Genomic DNA, 17,902 nt, shown 5'->3' with positions numbered 1-17,902 from the left:
TACTTTTCAGTGATGCGCAGACCCGTGATCCGGCTGGTCGCACTGGCCGCAACAGCACTGACCACCGCAGGTCTCCTGACCGGCGCCGCCACGGCGAGCGAGCGGACGCCGTTGCCGGGCAGCACCCCGGCCTGGGCGAAATCGTCCGCGCGGACCGGGGCGGCGAATGCGGCGGACAATGTCGCGTTCCGCGTTTACCTCGGCTGGAGCGGCGACGCGGCCGCCACGGCGAGCAGCGTCTCGACGCCGGGCTCCGCCGGGTACGGCCGGTTCCTGACGGCCGCGCAGTTCCGGCAGCGGTTCGCGCCGTCGCAGAACGACGTGAGCGCGGTGCAGCAGTGGCTGCGCAAGGCCGGCTTCGACGTCGGCTACACCCCGGGCAACCGCCGGTACGTGCAGGCCGAGGGCACGGTCGCGCAGGCCGCGGCCGCGTTCGGCACGAGCTTCGGCGAGTACAAGGTCGCCGGCAAGACGCTCCGCGCGCCCGAGCAGGACCTCTCGCTGCCCGCCGGCCTCCCGTCGAGCGTCGGCGCGGTCGTCGGGCTCGACGAGTCGTTCGCGCTGCTGCAGCCGTCCGCGGGTCCGGCCGCGACGCCGTCGCCCGCCTTCGTCAACGCGCCGCCGTGCTCGGCCTACTACGGCGAGAAGACCACCGCGACCACGCTCACCCCGGACGGCGTCAAGGTGCCGGACGCCTACGGGCACCCGAACCCGTGGGCGCCGTGCGGGTACACGCCGGCGCAGCTGCAGAGCGCGTACGGCGTCCAGCAGGCCATCGCCTCCGGCACCAACGGCAGCGGACAGACCGTGGCGATCATCGACGCCTACGCTTCGCCGACGATCCTCTCCGACGTCAACAGCTACTCCCGCCTGCACGGCTTGCCGCAGCTGTCCGGCAACCAGTTCAGCCAGGTGGTGCCGCCGGGCGTGTACAACCGCCCGCAGAACCCGAAGCAGGACCCGCAGGGCTGGTACGGCGAGGAAACCCTCGACGTCGAAGCGGTGCACAGCATCGCGCCGGGGGCGAACATCGTCTACGTCGGTTCGCCGAACAACTACCAGGACCTCGACGCGGCCATGAACCACGTCGTCGACCAGCACCTGGCCTCGATCGTCACGAACTCCTACGGGTTCTCGACCGAGCTGCTGCCGACCGGCTACGTCAAGCCGTTCAACGACACGCTCATCGAGGCGGCGGCGACCGGGATCGGCGTCTACTTCTCCAGCGGGGACAACGCCGACGAGACCGACGGCGTCGCCGCGAACTTCCCGAACGCGACGCCGGACTGGCCCGCGGTGAGCCCGTGGGTGACCGCGGTCGGCGGGACGTCGCTCGGCGTCGGCAAGAACGGCGAGTACCTCTTCGAGACCGGCTGGGAGACCGGGCGGTCGACGCTGACGAACGGCGCCTGGGTGCCGGCGCCGCCGGGTGAGTTCTTCGGCGGTGCCGGCGGCGGGACGAGCCGGCTGTTCGCCCAGCCCGCGTACCAGGCCGGGGTGGTGCCGAACGCGATCGCGACGGCGAACGGCGCGCGCCCGCAGCCGATGCGCGCGGTGCCGGACGTGGCCGCGCTGGCCGACCCGAACACCGGTTTCCTGGTCGGGCAGACGCAGGCGTTCCCGGACGGCACGGCGAAGTACAGCGAGTACCGCATCGGCGGCACGAGCCTGGCGTCTCCGCTGTTCGCCGCGTTCGTCGCGCTGGCGCAGCAGCGGGCGGGCCGCACGTTCGGCTTCGCCAACCCGCTGCTGTACGGGAAAGCGGGCAGCTCGGCGTTCCACGACGTCAAGCAGCCGCCGTCGCCGATGGCGGTCGCCCGGGTGAACTACAACAACTCGGTGGACGCCTCGGCCGGGTACTCGGCGGCGAGCCTGCGTTCGCTGGACGCCGACGCCGTGCTGACGATCCACGTCCGCGACGGCTACGACGACGTCACGGGCATCGGCACCCCGAACGGAGCCGCGTTCCTGACCGGGCTCGGCTAGTGTCGTGCGTCCGAGGTTCGGTGACAGCGCCCCGGCAATGCACCCCAATGTGGCGTTGGTTGCGTCCAACGCACCGAACGCCACATTGGGTGCGCTGGACGCACCGAACGCCACATTGGGGCGCTCGGCCCGGCCGTGAAACGACTCGCGACGCGCGACACTAGTAGCTGCGTGGGGTCCAGACGACACCGGCTTCCGCCCGGGTGCGGCTGGACCCCACGATCAGCAGGCAGCGCATGTCCACTGTGGACGGATCGAGGTCCCCGAGCGTCGTGATCCGGATGTCCTCCTCCGGGCCGCCGACGTCCCGCGCGACCACCACCGGTGTCGCCGGGGCGCGGTGGCGGAGGAGGACGTCACGGGCATCGGACAGCTGTGTCGTCCGGGTGCGCGACGCCGGGTTGTACAGCGCCAGCACCAGGTCCGCCGCGCCCGCCGCGTCCAGCCGCTTCTCGATGATCTCCCACGGCTTCAAGCGATCCGACAGCGAAAGCACGCAGTAGTCGTGTCCCAGCGGCGCGCCCACCCGGGACGCCGCCGCCTGGGCCGCCGTCACGCCCGGGACGATGCGGACCTTCACCCCGGTGCCGTGGCCCGCGGCCACCTGCTCCAGGACCGCCGACGCCATCGCGAACACCCCCGGGTCGCCCGAGGAAACGACCGCCACCCGGGCACCGGCGGCGGCAAGGGACAGAGCCTCGCGGGCGCGGTCGGCTTCGACCCGGTTGCCCGACGCGTGCCGCTGCTGCCCGGCTTTCTGCGGTACCCGGGCGACATACGGGCCGTAGCCGACGATGTGCTCGACCTCGGCCAGCTCGGCAGCGGCCTCCGGGGTCAGCCACTCCGGCCCCGCGGGCCCCAGTCCGACCACCACGACCTCGCCGCCGGACGCGGCCGGAGCCGGAGCCGGAGCGGGCGATTGGCGCGAGGCATAGGCGGGCGAAGGCAGCAGCGCCAAGGAAAAGTACGGCACGGAAGCGGGATCGACGTCAGCGAGGGGCTCGATCCGCTGCTGTCCCCACGTCGCGCGCTCGACGAACACGGCGTCGTCGAGCTTGCCCGCCTCCGCGAACGCCTCGCGCACCGAGCCGAACGTCCGGCCCAGCTTCAGCACGGCCGCCGCGTCGGTGTCCGCCAGGCGGCGGGCCAGTTCCGGGGCCGGGAGGGTGCCCGGGAGCACCGTCAGGACCTCGTCGCGCTGCACCAGCGGGCGGCCGAGCACCGAGGACGCCGCGCTCACCGACGTCACGCCGGGCACGACGATCGCTTCGAACCGGCCGGAAAGCCGTTCGTGCATGTACATGTACGAGCCGTAGAAGAACGGGTCGCCCTCGCAGAGGAGGACGACGTCGCGGCCTGCGTCGAGGTGCTCGGCGAGCCGTTTCGCGCTCAGCTCGTAGAAGTCCGCGATCGCGCCCTCGTAACCGCCGGGGTGGTCGGTCGTCTCCGTCGTGACCGGGTAGACGAGCTTCTCCTCGATCTGCCCCTCGCGCAGGTACGGCTCGGCGACCGACCGCGCGATGCTGCGGCCGTGCCGTGCGCTGTGGTACGCGATCACCGACGCTTCCGAGATGAGCCGCGCCGCCTTGACCGTCATCAGTTCCGGGTCGCCGGGGCCGAGCCCGACGCCGTACAGCTTGCCCAGGCTCATTCTTCGGCGCTCGCCAGTGCGTTGATCGCCGCGACGGCCATCGCGCTGCCGCCGCGCCGCCCGTGCACCACCAGGTACGGGGCCGGGGCGCGCTTCGCGAGCTCCACTTTGGACTCCACGGCGCCGACGAAGCCCACCGGCACGCCGATGATCGCCGCGGGGGCCCCCACGCCTTCGTCGAGGATCTCCAGCAGGCGGAACAACGCCGTCGGCGCGTTGCCGATCGCCACGACCGAGCCGGGCAGCTTGTCGCGCCACAGTTCCAGGGCCGCCGCCGAGCGCGTGGTGCCCATCCGCTCCGCCAGCGAAGGCACGCTGGGATCCGACAGCGTGCAGAGCACTTCGTTGGCCGCGGGCAGGCGACGGCGCGTGACGCCGCTGGCGATCATCTGCGCGTCGCACAGGACCGGCGCGCCGGCTTCCAGCGCGGCCCGGCCCGACTCGACGACGTCGAGGGTGTAGCGCAGGTCGTCGACCAGATCGACCATGCCGCAGGCGTGGATCATCCGGACCGCCAGCCCGGCCACGTCGTCGGGCAGGATCGCCAGGTCCGCCTCTTCGCGGATCGTGGCGAACGAGTGCCGGTAGATCTCGGCACCGTCCCGCAGGTAGTCGATCACAGCATTCCCTTCACCTCGTCGAGCGGCACCCAACGACCGTCGACCCGATATCCGTCCGCTTCGGCGACCACGTCCACGTGGGACCCCGACGGCTTGCCGCACCGCCGTTCGCAGCCCGAAAAGTGCGCGCGCAGGCCCGGCCGGAACACCGCGTCGGCACGCACGTCGGCACGCGACTTCGCGCAGCCGGGGCGGCCGATGCAGGCGGTGGTGCCCAAGGCCTCCGCGCCGAAACCCAGCCGCTCGAAGACGTCCGCGGGCGCGTCCGGCAGCACCACGGACTTCCACGGCGTGACCAGCGCCGTCCCGAACCCGGCCAGCGCCCGCGCCTGCGCGGCCGAAAGCTGCCCGAACCGCGGCACGACACCCGCCGCGAGACCGCCGTCGTCCCGCGTGAACACCCCGGCCACGGCTTCGGTGTCCGCGAAGGGCACGGGAGTCCCCCGCCACGCCGGGTCGTCGAGTTCGGCGACGCGCCACGCGGCCCCGCGCACCCGGCCGAACTCGAGCGCGACGTCGATCAAGGCGGCGACGGCATCGGCGCGGGCCACCCGCCGCCCGGTGTCGCCGCCCGCGAGCAGCAGCGTGCCCTCGTCCGGACCGGTCGCGCGCCAGCAGACGTCGGCGCCTTCCCCGGCGACGTCGCCGCGGCCGTCGTCGAAGGCGAAGAGGAACCGCCCGGGCAACTCGGCCAGCTCCGGTGCCGCACACAGCGCGAGGTCGAGCGACTCGGCCAGGCCCCGGACGTCGGCGAGCCCGCCGCGAAGCCCGCTCAGCGGCGACGCGAGGACGTTCCGGACCCGCTCGTGCGACGGCGAGGGCAAGAGGCCGGCGTCGGTCAGGCGCTCGGCGAGCCCGGGCCGGGTGACGCCGCGCAGCTGGACGTTGCCGCGCGAGGTGAGGTGGAGGTCGCCGTCACCGCACGCCTCGGCGGCGTCGGCCAGCGCCCGCAGCCGTGCCGCGGAAATCGTGCCGCCGGGCAGCCGCACCCGCGCGAGTGGCCCGTCGGCGGCGTCGTGCGGTGCGGAAACACCAGGGCACGCGTCGGCTCGCACACGTGCTGGGGTCGGCATGGGGTCACTGTAGCTGGCCGTTTTCCGGCTCCGGCGGGTCCGAACGGGGCCGGATCCGGGCGATCCCGGCGTCCAAGTCCACGTCACGCCAGGGAGGCGCCCCTTCGCCGTCCTGCTCGACGAGCATCGACATGGTTTCCCGGTGTTCCAGCTCACGCCGCTTGGTGCCGTAGAGGAAGGCGGTCGTCTCTTCGATGTACGTCGCAGACAGCCGGGCTTTGAAGCGCGAGCCGTCCTTGCGCGGCCGCAGTTCGATCGCGGCCATGACCAGCAGGATCACGACGCCACCCGGGAGCGCGAGCCCCAGCCAAGTTCCCATGCCCGGCGAACCGGGTGACCGCCGGTCAAGTTCCCGGCCGCGGGAGAAAGTTTTCAGCGTCCGGCGACCACGGCCCGGGTGGCGTCTTGAATGACTCATTCAGGTCTTCGGAGGTCCTGAATGACTCATTCAAGACCCGGGCCGGGCCGCCGCGGAGGCCGGGCGCGCCGCCGGAGCCGCGCCGGAACCAGAACACCAGGCCCAGCAGCCACATCAGTCACCGCCCACGCCGGCCAGCCGGCCGGATACGACAGAGCGCCGACCGGCCGCGATGTCATGAACGAGTCGTTCACCTCGCCAGACGACATGAACGACCCTTTCATGGCATCGCCCAGCCCGCACCCGAAGCAGGACTCTGATCGAATGTAGTAGGTGTGCTACATTCGATCGCATCAGTCAGATGGGGGTGACGCGCGATGAGAGATCCAGCGGACCCGGTGGTCCACGTGCGCGGGCTACGGATGCGCTACGGCACCAACGACGTGCTCCACGGGGTCGAGTTCGAGGCCCACCGCGGTGAGGTCGTGTGCCTGCTCGGGCCCAACGGCGCCGGCAAGACGACCACGATCGAGATCCTCGAAGGCTTCCGGATGCGGTCGGCGGGCGAGGTCAGTGTGCTGGGCACCGACCCGGCGCACGGCGGGGAGGACTGGCGGGCGCGGCTGGGGGTCGTGCTCCAGTCCTGGCGCGACCACGGGAAGTGGCGCGTGCGCGAGCTGCTCGCGCACCTCGGCCGGTACTATGCGCCCTACTCGACGCCCGAGCTGCCGCGGCCGTGGGACGTCGACGAGCTGATCGGCGCGGTCGGGCTGACCGAGCACGCGCACAAGAAGCTCAAGCAGCTCTCCGGTGGGCAGCGGCGGCGGCTCGACGTCGCGATCGGCATCGTCGGGCGGCCCGAGCTGCTGTTCCTCGACGAGCCGACCGCGGGGTTCGACCCCGAGGCGCGCCGCGAGTTCCACGACCTGGTGCACCGGCTCTCCGACGAGCTCGACACCACGATCCTGCTCACCACGCACGACCTCGACGAGGCCGAGAAGCTGGCCGACCGGATCCTCATCCTCAACGGCGGCCGGATCATCGCCGACGGGTCGGCCGATGAGCTGAGCCGGCGGATCTCCGGCGAGGCCGAGGTGCGGTGGAGCGTCGGCGACCAGCGCTTCGTGCACTCGACGACCGAAGCGACGAAGTACGTGTACGACCTGTTCAAGCAGCACGGCGAAGCGGTCGCGGACCTCGAGGTCCGGCGGGCGTCGCTGGAGGACACCTACATGACGCTGGTCCACCGCGCCGAGACCGGTGGCGAAACGGAGCTCGGCCTCCAGGAAGCGGGTGCGCGATGAACGCCAGGACCGCCGCGGTGCGTGCCGGCCTGGCGCGCGGCTGGATCGAGTTCAAGCAGACCTGGACCAACCGGGACGACGTCGTCGGCCAGCTGGTCTTCGTCGCGCTCTTCCTCGGCGCGCTGTTCTTCATGCGCAACGCCACCCTGCCCGGCACCGGGTTCTCGCTCGGCGCGGCCACCGTGCCCGGCGTGCTCGGCGCCGGGATCGTGTTCAACGGCCTGAACAGCACGGCGGGCTACCTCGCCATCGACCGCGAGGACGGCACGCTGCTGCGCGCGAAAGCGACGCCGAACGGCATGCTCGGCTACCTGGTCGGGAAGACGGCGGCGGTGGCGCTGGCGCAGGTCACCTCGATCCTGCTGGTGCTCATCCCCTGCCTGTTCCTGTTCGACTCGCTGGCGCCCGACGGCGTCTGGTCGTACGCGCACCTGGTGTGGGTGCTCGCGCTCGGGCTGGTCGCGACCCTGCCGCTCGGGGCCGCACTGGGGTCGCTCACGAACAGCCCGCGCTCGATCGCGCTGATCACGCTGCCGATCATGGGCCTCGGCGCGATCTCGGGGATCTTCTACCCGGTCACCGCGCTGCCGAGCTGGGTGCAGGGCATCGCGCAGGTGTTCCCGATGTACTGGCTGGGCCTCGGCATGCGCTCGGCGCTGCTGCCGGACACCGCGGTCGTCGTCGAGATCGGCCAGTCGTGGCGGCCGGTGCCGACCCTCGCCGTGCTCCTCGCGTGGGCCGTGATCGGATTGGCACTGGCCCCGGTCCTGCTCCGCCGCATGGCGCGGCGCGAAGCGGGTTCGTCGGTGGCCGAACGGCGGGAGAAGGCCATGCAGCGTGTGGGGTAATGATGAGTGAGGTCGTCTACAACCGGATCGCGATGCTGCGCGCCGAGCGGTCGATCTCGCGGCGCCAGCTCGCGGAGGCACTCGGCGTGCACTACCAGACGATCGGCTACCTGGAACGCGGCGAATACAGCCCGAGCCTGTACCTGGCGCTGCGGATCGCGGAGTTCTTCGAGGTCCCGGTGGAGGTCCTGTTCTCCACGAAGCCGTTCCCCCGGCTGGGAGAACGCTCCGCGTGAGGCGTCAGCGGAACAAGTAGGCGGCCATCGCGACGACCGCGCCCGCCGCCACGCACAGCGGGCCCGCCGCGCCGAGGGCCGCGCAGCCGAGGCTGCCGGCGGCGAGCACGGCCGCTCTCGCCACCACGGCCCACGACACCGCCTCGGCGCCGAAGCAGCCGCACGGCACGCCGGGCCGTCGCACGCGCAGCACGCCCGCGTACCCGGCGAAGGCGGCGTAGAGCACGGCCTGCGCGAGCAGGGCGGGTGCGGCGGCCGCCGGGGCCGCGAGCAGGAGCAGCAGCGCGGAGGTGCCGACCAGCACCTCCGCGCCCGTCGTCAGCGGGGCGACCACCGGGGGCAGCAGGCGGTGCGCCCGGACCACCGCGCGGTGTTCGCGACGGCGCACCGCGTGCCCGGCGCCGGCCGCGAACAGAAGAATCGCGCCGGCCGCGGACAAAACGGTCAGCACCGCCGCCCAGGAAATGCTCACCAGCCCCACGGTATTCGCTGCCCGAATTGCCGTCCCCGTTCGGCGGTATTCGCACCTCCCGTTGGCCGAACAATCGTGACCGCGGCCGAAATCGTCGGTTAGTCTCGCGAGACGGAATACCGCCGAAGCGGAGGTCCGATGGGGAGTCAGGCACTGCGGTTCACGGCGCCGGGCGGCGGCCGCGTGACGGTCGGCCTTTCCGCGCGGGCTCCGGTTTCGCACGTGGTCGCCGGCATCCGCTTCGTCGGCGGTTCGTACGGCACGGGCTTCCAGATCGGGTCCCGCGGCTACCACGACTTCGCCTGCACCCGCGTCGCGCCGGCCCGCACCCGCGAGCGCCTGCTCGTGCACGGCCGCGAGGTCGTCGTGGCCGAGGCAGCCGACGGGCAGTCGTCCGTGGCCACCCTGCTCGGCGAGTACCACGAGCTGATGACCGTGTACGCCGGCCCAGCGCCGCACCGCGACCGCGTGCTCGGCCTGTTCGGCTCCCTGCGCATCGAAGACCGGGTCGACGGCATGGTCGTCACGCCCCGGCCGGCGACGCTGCTCGACCCGGCGGGCGAGCACCTGGTCGTCGTGGTCCGCGACCACGGCTCGCTGTCCATCCCCGCCCCGCGCGAGGCCGCCGCGCTGCTCCCGGCGCACGCGGGCGCGCGCACGAAGCACGGCGAGGTCTGGAAGACGAACACCCGGTCGTTCGTGCTGGGCTGCCCGGCGGGCGTGGCCGAGGTCCACCTCGCCGACACGGCCGCGACGACCGAACGCGAGCGGCTCGACTGGCTCGACGAAATCGACGTCGCGTGGCAGCGCCGATGACGACGTCGACCGCGGTCCTGCTGATCACCTGGGCGGCCATCGCCGTGCTCTTCTTCGGCCTCGCGGCGGTGCTGCGGGAAGTGCGGCTGCTGCGCGGGATCGTCACCCGGACGTCCGACGGCTTCGTGGCCGCGCCGCCGGACGTCGACCTCGGGCCGCGGTTCGCCGGCCGGGTCGTGGCGGCCGTCGACTCCGGCTGCCCGCTCTGCCTGACCGTCGTCGACCGGCTGGCCGAGCTGGCCGCCGGGACGACGCTGCTCACGCACGAACCGGCGTCCGTGTGGGAGGACCTGGCCCGTGGGCTGCCGGTGGTCTCGGACGCCGAAGCGTGGCGTTCGGTCTCGCACCTCGCGCCGCCGGTGCTGATGCTGACCGACGGCACCGGCCGCGTCCGGCGGCTGCGGCTCCCGGTCCGCGCCGCCGACGTGGACACCACCCTGGCCGGCTGGGCCGGCCCGAAGGCGGGAGGGGATGTCGGTGGCACTCGAGCCGTCGCAGATTCCGGATCTTGACCGAGCGGCACCGGACGCCGTGCCCACGCGCGCGGGGACGAAGCTGCCGGGGACCACCGGCCGCCGGACGTTCCTGCGGGCGGTCGCGCTCGGCGTGCTGACCATCGGCGCGACCGCGCTCGACTGGTCCGGCCTGTCCCGCCTGCGGCGCGCGAACGCGGAGATCGGCCCGAACGGCATGCAGGGCTGGGACCGCAACGACTGCCACGACGCCTACGCCACCGGTTACCCCGAGCTGCCCGACACCAGCGGCGCCTACGTCAACACCTACGCCGCCTGCTTCGGCGGCTACTGGCGCGGCAGCACCTACTGCGAAGCGGGCTGGCACAAGTACGGGACGTGGAACGAGAACGGCGTCCAGGTCGACCACCAGCCGCTGTCCAACACCTGCGGCCAGACGATCGCCAAGAACGCGTGGCGGTGGACGACCCCGGACAAGAAGGTCTACCGCTGCTCGGACGGGTTTTCGACGTTCTGGGGCGACGGCAGCACCGGGCAGACGTACCTGACGATCTGCCGGGCCGAGCTCTGACCGCGGCGCTCCCCCGCCGCCGCTGGCACCCGCTGACGATCGCCGCCGGGCTGGTGGCCGCCGCGCTGGGTGTGGCCGTGCTCGCGCCGCCGGGCTGGCTGCTGCCGAGCGCGTGGCTCGTCCTGTGCGCGGCCGCGGGCTTCGCCACCAGCGGTTCCGTTTGAAGCCGGAACTCGGCCGCCGTGCTGAGCTCGCCGGTCTGGCGGGGCACACCGACACTGGCGTTCTGCGCGGGACTCGTCTGCGGGGGCGCCCTCACCGCACTGGTGCTCGTGGTCGCGGGATCGCTGCTGCGCGCGCCGTTGCCGGTCGCCGTCCGCTGGGGCGTGGTGGCCGCGGCGCTCGTGGCCGTGCTGCTGCGCGAGGCCGGCGTGTGGTCGTTCCGGCTGCCGGAGAACCGCCGGCTGGTGCCCGACACCGTCTTCCGGCTGGGCCGGCACCTCGGCCCGCTGCAGTTCGGGTTCGAGATGGGCACCGGCGTCCGCACCTACCTGCCCAGCGGGCTGCCGTACGTCGCCGCGATCGACGTGGCGCTCACCGCGCCACTGCCCGCCGCGCTGGCCGCGGGCGCCGGGTTCGGGCTCGGCCGCGCGCTGATGACCACGGCGAACACGCGCTACGACACCGAAGGCGGCTGGGACGGCGAGTGGCTGGCCCACGGCCGGATCCTCCGGCTGCTCACCACCGCCGCCTTCGCCGTCCCGCTCGCCGTCGTCATCCCGCTGACGTCCGGTACGCCCTGAGCACGGTCTGGGTGACGCTGTTCCCGTCGGTGTCGCGGGCGGTGATGCGCAGCGAGACGAAGCTGTCGCCCGCCGGGTTGCGCACCACCGCCAGGCCGCCGTCGCCGATCCGGACGGCGTGCGCGTCCGCCCAGGTCACGCCGTCATCCGCGGACGTCTCCACGCGCAGGTCCGCGAGGCGGAACGCGCCCGCGCCCGGCTGCCGCTGCGCGGTCAGGGAGAGCAGGAACGGCCGGCCCGCCGGGGCGCGGCTGTCGTCGTCGAGCGCGCCCTGGGCCCGGACCACCAGCAGCGGCGGCGGGACGGCCGGGCCGGTGTCGCGGAACGTCCAAGCCACGTCGACGTGGGTGCCGAGCAGCGACCACGGCACGCTGCGCGTGGCGACCGACCGCAGGGTGAGCGCGCCCCCGCCGCCGGGCACGGTGAAGGCCCCGAAGGCCGGATCGGCCGTGCTGCCCAGCTCGACGCCGTCGCGCGACAGCGTCGCCGTGCCGGTCAGGCCGACCGGCGGCGCGCTGTACTGCTCCGGGTCGCTGCCCGAGACGATCGGGATCGCGTAGGTCAGCTGGTCGCCGGCGCGCAGGACACCCCAGCCGTCGCGCGGCGCGCCGAACGCGGGCCCGACCGGGCCGCTGTTCCAGTCGGCGCGCTGGGGGCCGGGCCGGTAGGTGCGGTAGGAGAACTGGTTTTCCGAGTCGGTCAGCGTCGGCGGGTACACCGCGAGGATGTGCTGCCAGCTCACCGACGGTCCCGGCGTGTAGTACTCGGTCCGCCGGCTCGGCAGCGTGTGCGGCAGGATCTGGTACGCGCCGCTGTCCGCGCCCGGGAAGCCGAAGGACGCGTAGTCGACGCGCAGGCCGTCCGTCACGCCGCCCTGGGTGCGGTAGCGGGCGTCGACCACGGCGAGGTCCTTGTCCCGCACCCGGAACACCGGGTCGGCGGGCACGCGGCCGCGTTCGAGCAGCGCCAGCTGGTAGACGTACCCGGCCGGGTCGGCGCCCGGCTCGCGGGCGGCGAGCGTGGCCCGGAAGTACGTCGCGTAGGTGTGGTCGGTGACGCGGGCGCCGGAGCCGGCCGCGAACAGCTCGTTGCCCGGCTGGACGAGCCAGGCGAGGGTGCTGGTGCGGTCACCGGCCGGGTTCCCCGACACCAGGCCGAGTTCGCCCGACTGCAGGTGCGCGTCCGCGTGGTCGACGACCGCGCGCACCGGCTTGCCCGTGCGGGCGTCCAGCGTGAACGACGTGGTCCCGGTGATCGCGACGCCGGGCTTCGACAGCAGCGTGACCGCCTGGCCCGCCACGGCGAACGCGTTGAGGTCGTAGCTGCCCTTGGGCACCCGGACCACGGCCACGCCGTCGGCCCCGATCGGCCGGACGCCGAACGCTTCCCCGGTCGTGGTGCTGACGAGCTTGGCGATGCCCGCGCCGGGCCCGCCGTCCCGGCCGGTCAGCCGGACCGTGACGTCGTAGCTCTCCCGCTCGAGGGACGCGCCGAACGCGGTCTGCACGGCGATCCCCGGTGCCGTCGCGCTCAGCCTGCCGCTGTGCGGGCCGGTCGCCGCCGCCGTCGGCCGGAGCGTGACGCCGACGTCGGCGGTGCCGTGCGCGGGGACGACGACAGTGGCGGCGGACGGCGTGACGAGCGCGTCGGAGCTGGTGAGCGTGAGGGTGACGGGTGCGTCGCCGTCGTTGCGGTAGGTCACGGTCTTCGTCGACGGCGTGGTGTGCGGCCAGGCGAAGAAGCCGTAGCTGAGGCTCCCGGTGGTGGCGGTGACCCGCTGGGTGACCGCGCGGGCGGCGTCCACCCGGCCCGCGCCCTGCCCGGGGACGTCTCCGGTGGGCTGCGCGGTGCTGGTCAGCGTGGGCTTGAGCCGGGCGGCGGTCCAGTCCGGGTGCTGCTGCCGCAGCAGCGCGGCCACGCCGGCGACGTGCGGCGCCGCCATCGACGTGCCAGACAGCCGGGCGTAGTCGGCGTCGACCGGCGCGGCGTCCCCGTCGCGGGTGCCCGGGGCCCGCGCCGAGACGATGCCCTCGCCGGGCGCGGACAGGTCGGGCTTGACCGCGTAGTCGCCGAGGCGCGGCCCGCGGTTGGAGAACGGGCTGGTGACGTCGGCGGCGGACACGCTGCCGACCGCCAGCGCCGCGTCCGCCGCCGCGGGCGCCACGACCGGCAGGGGTTCGGGCAGGTCGAGCGTCCGGTCGTTCCCGGCGGGAGCGACGAAGAGGGTGCCGTACCGCGCGGTGAGCGCGTTCACCGCCTGGGACAACGGATCCGTGCCGTCGGTCGCGTCGCCGCCGAGGCTGAGGTTGACCACCGGCACCTGCGGCGCGAGCCACTCCATCCCGGCGATCACCGCCGACTCCGGGCAGCCGTAGACGACGCAGACCTTGCCGCTGATCAGCTTCGCGTCCGGGGCCACGCCGCGGTAGCGGCCCCCGGAGGCGGCGCCGGTGCCGGCGATGATGCCCGCGACGTGCGTGCCGTGCCCGAGGTCGTCGCTCGCGTCCGGCCGGGTCCCGGTGAAGTCCTTGGCGGCCACGACCTTTCCGGCCAGGTCCGGGTGGTCGGCCTTGACGCCGGTGTCGAGCAGCCCGACGGTGACCCCGCTGCCGGTGTAGCCGGCCTGCCAGGCGGCCGGGGCGCCGATCCGCGGCACGCTGACGTCGAGCGCCGGGGTGGCCAGGCCGTCGAGCCACACCTTGCCGATCCCGGCCGGCAGCGTGCCCGGCGACGCGGTGAGCCACGTCCAGAACTCCGTGCCGCGCCGCCGGTCCTGGCGCAGCGCCGCCCCTCGCACGCTGGGCAGGTCCCGGACGCTCGTGGCGGCCACCGCGGCGGGCCGGGCCCCGGCGGCGTAGGTCATGATCAGCGGCAGGCCGGGTTCGGGGTCGGCCAGGTGCCGGCGCAGCAGCTCGGAGACGTCGAACAGGCGCGGGTCGAGCCGCCCGGCGGCCAGCAGCGGCAGCGCGTCCGCGGGCACCACGGTGACGTCACCCGGGCGGCCGCCGGTGCTCGTCTCGCGCAGGAAGCCGATCCCGCCGCGGCCCGGTCCGGGCTCGACGACGACCGCGGCCGGTCCGCGAGCACCGGGCAGCACGCGCACGCGGTCGCCGGTGATGAGCGTGACCGACTGACCGTCCGCTCGGGGGGCCTGGCTCGCCACCGCCGGAACGGGGACCGCCAGTCCGGCCACCACGGCGATCGCGACCGCAATTTGTTTCCGACGCACGAGGAGCCTCCCCGAATAGAGATCGGAATTGCCTCCGGTCGCGCTGCGAGCCCCCATGACCCCATTCCCGCGGCAGGCGTGGAATGCGAGAGCGACCGGCCTCCGCACTTTACGACGCGGGGATGTGGTGTCAATCACCCGTCGCGGTCGAAAAAAGGGTCAGGGTTTCGCGAGATCGGCTTCCGTCAGCGCCCGCACGACGTCGGCGCGCCGCTCGGGGGACTCGCGCACCGTCCGGCTCATCTCGACGTGCAGGAAGACCGTGTCGTCCGAGGCGGCCATCTTGCCCTGGACGTTCGTCGTGCCTTCCAGGCCCTTGCACCGCTCTTCCCAGGCGCGGCACACGGCGAACCCGTCCGCGGTAAGCCGGTCGGCCGCGCGCCGGGCCGCGTCGCCGGCGACCGTGGCGCCCGAAGAGAGCACTATGTCCGTCGAAGGCAGGTTCTGGTCGTGGAAGCCGTGCAGCTGGACCTGCGCCAGCCCGCGGCCCGCGAGCGCGGTGGCGACGACGTGGAACACCGAATCCTCTTCGTGCGCGACGTCGGCCTGGCCGTCGTCCGCCTTGCGGTGCGCGCCCGCGACCAGCAGCACCGCGCCCGGCACGCGCCGGAACAGGTCGACGCCGAAGAGCTCGGTGCGCAGGTCGAACGCCGGGTGCGGCACCTCGACCACCAGCGACGGCGGCGCCGAACGGTCGATGACGTACATCCCCCACGCCCGGTCGGTGCCGGTCTCGTTCACCGCGATCGTGTACGGCCGCCCGGTCGCCGGGTCGACGCCGTCGCGCACCGAAAAGCCGAGCCGCGCGAAGTCCGCGGTGCCCCGGCGATCCAGGACGGCGGCGAACCCGGTGGCCGCCGTGCGACGTTCGTCGGATTTCGGTGAGCGGTACTCCTGGTCCGCGGACAGCCCGGCGGTGAACTGCGTGACGAGGGAATCCAAACCGGCCTCCGGCGCGGGCGGTGGTGGCTCGTCGTCACCGAGGACCAGCACCAACGTCAAGGCCAGTCCCAGCGCGACGACCACGCCGGCCACGCTGAGCAACGTCCGGGGCCGACTGATCACCACCCGGAGTGTACTGACTCCATCCGGCCGTCACCCATGGCCGCTGTTTGTCGCACGATGGGGTGAGTTGTACCGTCACCGCTGACAACTTCGAGACTTTCACGTGACCCGAAAGAGTGGACCTTCCGCTACGGCCCCTGGTGGCCGGCGACCTTCCGGGATCGCCCGACTGAAAGGCCCTGGGGAGACCAGGTGAACCGGCCAAGACCGCACGACGATCGAGCCGCCCGGTTGCGCGCGCAGATCCCGGAAGCGGGGTTCCCGCGCGGCGTGGGCGTCGCGTCCGCGACCACCTTCGCGTTGCTGCTGCTCATCGCGGCCTTCACCGCGCTCTACCTGTCCACCGCGGGCCCGCTGTCGCTGATCCGCGCCGACGACCAGTCCGGCCGGGTCTCCGACGAGGTCACCGCGAGCCGCCAGCGGACCACCGCCGGGCTCGCGCAGAGCGTCGCGACGTCGGCGACGGCCGCCGCCGGTGACCTGCAGGTCGCGGCCGGCTCCGGCGTGTTCGACACCGCCGACGACGCCGCGCTCCTCACCCGTCTGGGCGAAACCTACGACGACTGGCGCGGCATCGCCGTCTACGACCCGGCCGCGCAGAAGGTGGCGGCCACGCGCGGCGAGCCGGTGCCGGTGGAGACGCTGCGCGGGGTCCCTGTCGCGAACCTCACGGTCCGTCCGGTCGCCCGCCCCGGCGACACCCCGCTCGTGCTCACCGCGCTCCCGCTGACCGGTACCCGCGCCGGCAAGCTCCTCGTCGTCTCGACCGCGTTGCGCGGCATCGGCGGCGACCTGGACGCGAGCACCCAGCAGCAGGTCCGCCTGGTCACCTCGGACGGCGCGGTGCTGCACACGCACGGCACCGACGTCGCCGCGACCGACCGGCCCGCCCAGGAACTGCTCGCCCGCGCGGCGACCGCGGCCGCCGCGGGCCAGACCGGCGTCCTCACCGGCGACCCCGACCAGGCGGGCAAGCGCGCCGCCGTCGTCTCCTACGCGCCGGTCACGCCGTCCGGCACCGGCGGCAGCCTCGGCCTGTCGGTCGTGTCGTTCAGCCGCGTCCCGGTCGACGCGGTGCCGGTCCGCTGGCCCGGCCTGATCCCGGCCGCCGCGCTGCTCGTCCTCGCCGTCGCCGGGTTCGTCCTGCTGCGGCGCACGGTCGTCGCGCCGATCCGCCGCCTGCGCACCGACGCGCTCGCCGTCGCGGCCGGCGCGCTCGGCAAGCCGGTGCGGCAGTCGCGGATCCGCGAGGTGAACCGGCTGACCACCGCCGTCGAGCGGTACCGCGGCAAGCTCCGCCGCCGCAAGCCCGCGAAGCCGGTCCGCCCGTTCCTGTCCGCCCAGTTCGTCATCGTCGCGGTCGCCCTCGCGCTGCTCGGCTGGTCGGGCGCGGTCGCCGCGACGCTCGGGCGGCAGCACGCCGAGGTCTCGGCGACGACGCTGTCCGAGCACGGCGTCCGCGTCACGCACTCGGCGGACACGCTTCGCCGCAGCCTCGCCGAGGGCCTGACCGACCTGCAGTCCGTCGCGCGGCTCGGCAAGGGCAAGGAGCCGGACCGGCTGCGCGGCATGCTCGACCAGCTCGCCGGCACCGAAAGCCGGTTCCGCAGCGTCTACGTCGCCGACGAGCAGGGCGCGGTGGTGCTGCAGGCCGGGCGCGAGGCCCTGCGCGACCCCGGCAAGCTGCCGGACGGCGAAGGCCTGCGCCAGCACAACACCAGCGGCCGCGTCCCGGTCGTCTACGCCTTCACGCCGCTGCCGGACTCGAAGAACGTCCTGGTCGGCGAGTACGACGTGCCGCGGATGGCGGCGCTGCTCGGCCCGGCGGGCGGCCGCGTCCGGGTCGTCGACGAGGGCAAGCGCACCATCGCCGACACCGAGGGCTACCTCGCCTTCTCCGCGCTTTCCGACCCGGCGCTGATCAAGAGCGTCGACGCGGCGCAGGCCGGCAAGGACGCCCGCGAGACGACGCCGTCGGCGCTCGTGGCGGCGCAGCGCCTGGCCGACAAGGGCAACGCGGCTTCGCTCAAGTGGGTCGTCGTCGCCGAGCAGCCGATCGGTTCGCTCGGGCTCGCGGACAACACCGTGCGCTCCGGCGCGCGGGTCGCCGCGCTGCTCACCGCCGTCGTCGCGCTGATGCTGTTCGCCTGGCACTTCCTGGTGGTCGTCCGGCCGCTGCGGCGGGTCGGCGCGGAAGCCCGGCGGATCGCCCGCGGCGACACCGGCGCCGTCGTCTACCCCCAGCGGCAGGACGAGATCGGCACCATCGCCTCCTGCGTCGAGATCTGCCGCCAGGCGCTGACCGAGGGCACAGCCCGGCTCGGCGAGGTCCGGCGGCCGACGGGCGCGGCGACCGACGAGACCGAGCTGATCCAGCGCATCGAGGTCGACGTCGAGCCCCGACGGCAGCGGGCCAAGAGCGACTACCTGAGCTGGCTGGACGGGGCCGGGGTCTGA

Annotated in this window: 16 protein-coding genes; 9 read left to right on the top strand and 7 right to left on the bottom strand. The window is 73.7% G+C overall.

Annotation, left to right across the window (positions count from 1 at the left end):
• Positions 1 to 12: 12 nt before the first annotated feature.
• Entirely contained in the window at positions 13 to 1,986 is a 1,974-nt protein-coding gene (locus tag EIY87_RS31715) for a S53 family peptidase (RefSeq protein WP_125313458.1), read from the top strand.
• Positions 1,987 to 2,146: 160 nt separating this feature from the next.
• On the opposite strand, the gene EIY87_RS31710 is transcribed toward EIY87_RS31715, so the two are convergent.
• The 4 genes from EIY87_RS31710 to EIY87_RS31695 are packed head-to-tail and all read right to left on the bottom strand — an operon-like array spanning position 2,147 to position 5,610.
• On the bottom strand, positions 2,147 to 3,637 hold the full coding sequence (locus tag EIY87_RS31710) for a precorrin-2 C(20)-methyltransferase (protein ID WP_125313457.1): 1,491 nt from the start codon (positions 3,635 to 3,637) through the stop codon (positions 2,147 to 2,149).
• Entirely contained in the window at positions 3,634 to 4,257 is a 624-nt protein-coding gene (locus EIY87_RS31705) for a precorrin-8X methylmutase (protein ID WP_125313456.1), read from the bottom strand. The genes EIY87_RS31710 and EIY87_RS31705 overlap by 4 nt, the downstream gene beginning before the upstream one ends.
• On the bottom strand, positions 4,254 to 5,330 hold the full coding sequence (locus tag EIY87_RS31700) for a precorrin-3B synthase (RefSeq protein ID WP_125313455.1): 1,077 nt from the start codon (positions 5,328 to 5,330) through the stop codon (positions 4,254 to 4,256). The genes EIY87_RS31705 and EIY87_RS31700 overlap by 4 nt, the downstream gene beginning before the upstream one ends.
• Before the next feature lie 4 nt (positions 5,331 to 5,334).
• Positions 5,335 to 5,610 carry a DUF6191 domain-containing protein gene (locus tag EIY87_RS31695; RefSeq protein ID WP_225440143.1) on the bottom strand — a complete coding sequence of 92 codons (276 nt, stop codon included), beginning with the start codon at positions 5,608 to 5,610 and terminating at the stop codon, positions 5,335 to 5,337.
• A 455-nt stretch (positions 5,611 to 6,065) separates the two neighbouring features.
• Between EIY87_RS31695 and EIY87_RS31690 the strand changes: the two genes are divergently transcribed.
• Genes EIY87_RS31690 through EIY87_RS31680 form a run of 3 tightly spaced genes read left to right on the top strand, consistent with a single transcriptional unit; the run spans position 6,066 to position 8,076 of the window.
• Positions 6,066 to 6,992: an ABC transporter ATP-binding protein gene (locus EIY87_RS31690; protein WP_125313453.1), complete on the top strand. Its 927-nt coding sequence runs from the start codon at positions 6,066 to 6,068 to the stop codon at positions 6,990 to 6,992.
• Positions 6,989 to 7,840: an ABC transporter permease gene (locus tag EIY87_RS31685; protein WP_125313452.1), complete on the top strand. Its 852-nt coding sequence runs from the start codon at positions 6,989 to 6,991 to the stop codon at positions 7,838 to 7,840. Before EIY87_RS31690 ends, EIY87_RS31685 begins: the two co-directional genes overlap by 4 nt.
• Before the next feature lie 2 nt (positions 7,841 to 7,842).
• Positions 7,843 to 8,076 carry a helix-turn-helix transcriptional regulator gene (locus EIY87_RS31680; RefSeq protein WP_125313451.1) on the top strand — a complete coding sequence of 78 codons (234 nt, stop codon included), beginning with the start codon at positions 7,843 to 7,845 and terminating at the stop codon, positions 8,074 to 8,076.
• Between the two features lie 4 nt (positions 8,077 to 8,080).
• Here EIY87_RS31680 and EIY87_RS31675 read toward each other — a convergent pair whose 3' ends face one another.
• Complete coding sequence (locus EIY87_RS31675; RefSeq protein ID WP_125313450.1) at positions 8,081 to 8,548, bottom strand: MauE/DoxX family redox-associated membrane protein; 468 nt, start codon at positions 8,546 to 8,548, stop codon at positions 8,081 to 8,083.
• A gap of 138 nt (positions 8,549 to 8,686) precedes the next feature.
• On the opposite strand from EIY87_RS31675, the gene EIY87_RS31670 reads away from it, so the two are divergent.
• The 4 genes from EIY87_RS31670 to EIY87_RS31650 all read left to right on the top strand — a co-directional run bounded on the left by EIY87_RS31670 (position 8,687) and on the right by EIY87_RS31650 (position 11,151).
• Positions 8,687 to 9,364 (top strand): hypothetical protein, encoded by a 678-nt coding sequence (locus EIY87_RS31670; RefSeq protein ID WP_125313449.1) that lies wholly within the window; start codon positions 8,687 to 8,689, stop codon positions 9,362 to 9,364.
• The gene (locus EIY87_RS31665; protein ID WP_125313448.1) at positions 9,361 to 9,876 is read left to right on the top strand and encodes a hypothetical protein; all 516 of its coding nucleotides are present in this window, start codon (positions 9,361 to 9,363) and stop codon (positions 9,874 to 9,876) included. Before EIY87_RS31670 ends, EIY87_RS31665 begins: the two co-directional genes overlap by 4 nt.
• A gap of 19 nt (positions 9,877 to 9,895) precedes the next feature.
• Positions 9,896 to 10,408 carry a hypothetical protein gene (locus tag EIY87_RS31660; RefSeq protein ID WP_225440142.1) on the top strand — a complete coding sequence of 171 codons (513 nt, stop codon included), beginning with the start codon at positions 9,896 to 9,898 and terminating at the stop codon, positions 10,406 to 10,408.
• A gap of 182 nt (positions 10,409 to 10,590) precedes the next feature.
• Entirely contained in the window at positions 10,591 to 11,151 is a 561-nt protein-coding gene (locus tag EIY87_RS31650; RefSeq protein ID WP_125313446.1) for a hypothetical protein, read from the top strand.
• On the opposite strand, the gene EIY87_RS31645 is transcribed toward EIY87_RS31650, so the two are convergent.
• Both EIY87_RS31645 and EIY87_RS31640 read right to left on the bottom strand, forming a co-directional pair.
• Positions 11,123 to 14,380, bottom strand: a complete 3,258-nt coding sequence (locus EIY87_RS31645; protein ID WP_125313445.1) for a S8 family serine peptidase — start codon at positions 14,378 to 14,380, stop codon at positions 11,123 to 11,125. The two genes, EIY87_RS31650 and EIY87_RS31645, sit on opposite strands and share 29 nt — an antisense overlap.
• A gap of 159 nt (positions 14,381 to 14,539) precedes the next feature.
• A complete protein-coding gene (locus EIY87_RS31640; protein ID WP_225440141.1) occupies positions 14,540 to 15,445 on the bottom strand; it encodes a hypothetical protein in 906 nt (301 codons plus the stop codon).
• Positions 15,446 to 15,637: 192 nt separating this feature from the next.
• On the opposite strand from EIY87_RS31640, the gene EIY87_RS31635 reads away from it, so the two are divergent.
• The gene (locus EIY87_RS31635) at positions 15,638 to 17,902 is read left to right on the top strand and encodes a methyl-accepting chemotaxis protein (RefSeq protein WP_125313444.1); all 2,265 of its coding nucleotides are present in this window, start codon (positions 15,638 to 15,640) and stop codon (positions 17,900 to 17,902) included.

The organism is Amycolatopsis eburnea (genome assembly GCF_003937945.1).
In the GTDB taxonomy this organism is placed as follows: Bacteria; Actinomycetota; Actinomycetes; order Mycobacteriales; family Pseudonocardiaceae; genus Amycolatopsis; species Amycolatopsis eburnea.
This window is presented reverse-complemented; position numbering and strand designations above follow the sequence as displayed.

What these genes read in the sequence shown, in the direction of transcription:
- EIY87_RS31715 (WP_125313458.1), top strand. Translation starts at nt 13, where the DNA reads ATGCGCAGACCCGTGATCCGGCTGGTCGCACTGGCCGCAACAGCACTG.
- EIY87_RS31710 (WP_125313457.1), bottom strand. Translation starts at nt 3,637, where the DNA reads ATGAGCCTGGGCAAGCTGTACGGCGTCGGGCTCGGCCCCGGCGACCCG.
- EIY87_RS31700 (WP_125313455.1), bottom strand. Translation starts at nt 5,330, where the DNA reads ATGCCGACCCCAGCACGTGTGCGAGCCGACGCGTGCCCTGGTGTTTCC.
- EIY87_RS31690 (WP_125313453.1), top strand. Translation starts at nt 6,066, where the DNA reads ATGAGAGATCCAGCGGACCCGGTGGTCCACGTGCGCGGGCTACGGATG.
- EIY87_RS31685 (WP_125313452.1), top strand. Translation starts at nt 6,989, where the DNA reads ATGAACGCCAGGACCGCCGCGGTGCGTGCCGGCCTGGCGCGCGGCTGG.
- EIY87_RS31680 (WP_125313451.1), top strand. Translation starts at nt 7,843, where the DNA reads ATGAGTGAGGTCGTCTACAACCGGATCGCGATGCTGCGCGCCGAGCGG.
- EIY87_RS31670 (WP_125313449.1), top strand. Translation starts at nt 8,687, where the DNA reads ATGGGGAGTCAGGCACTGCGGTTCACGGCGCCGGGCGGCGGCCGCGTG.
- EIY87_RS31665 (WP_125313448.1), top strand. Translation starts at nt 9,361, where the DNA reads ATGACGACGTCGACCGCGGTCCTGCTGATCACCTGGGCGGCCATCGCC.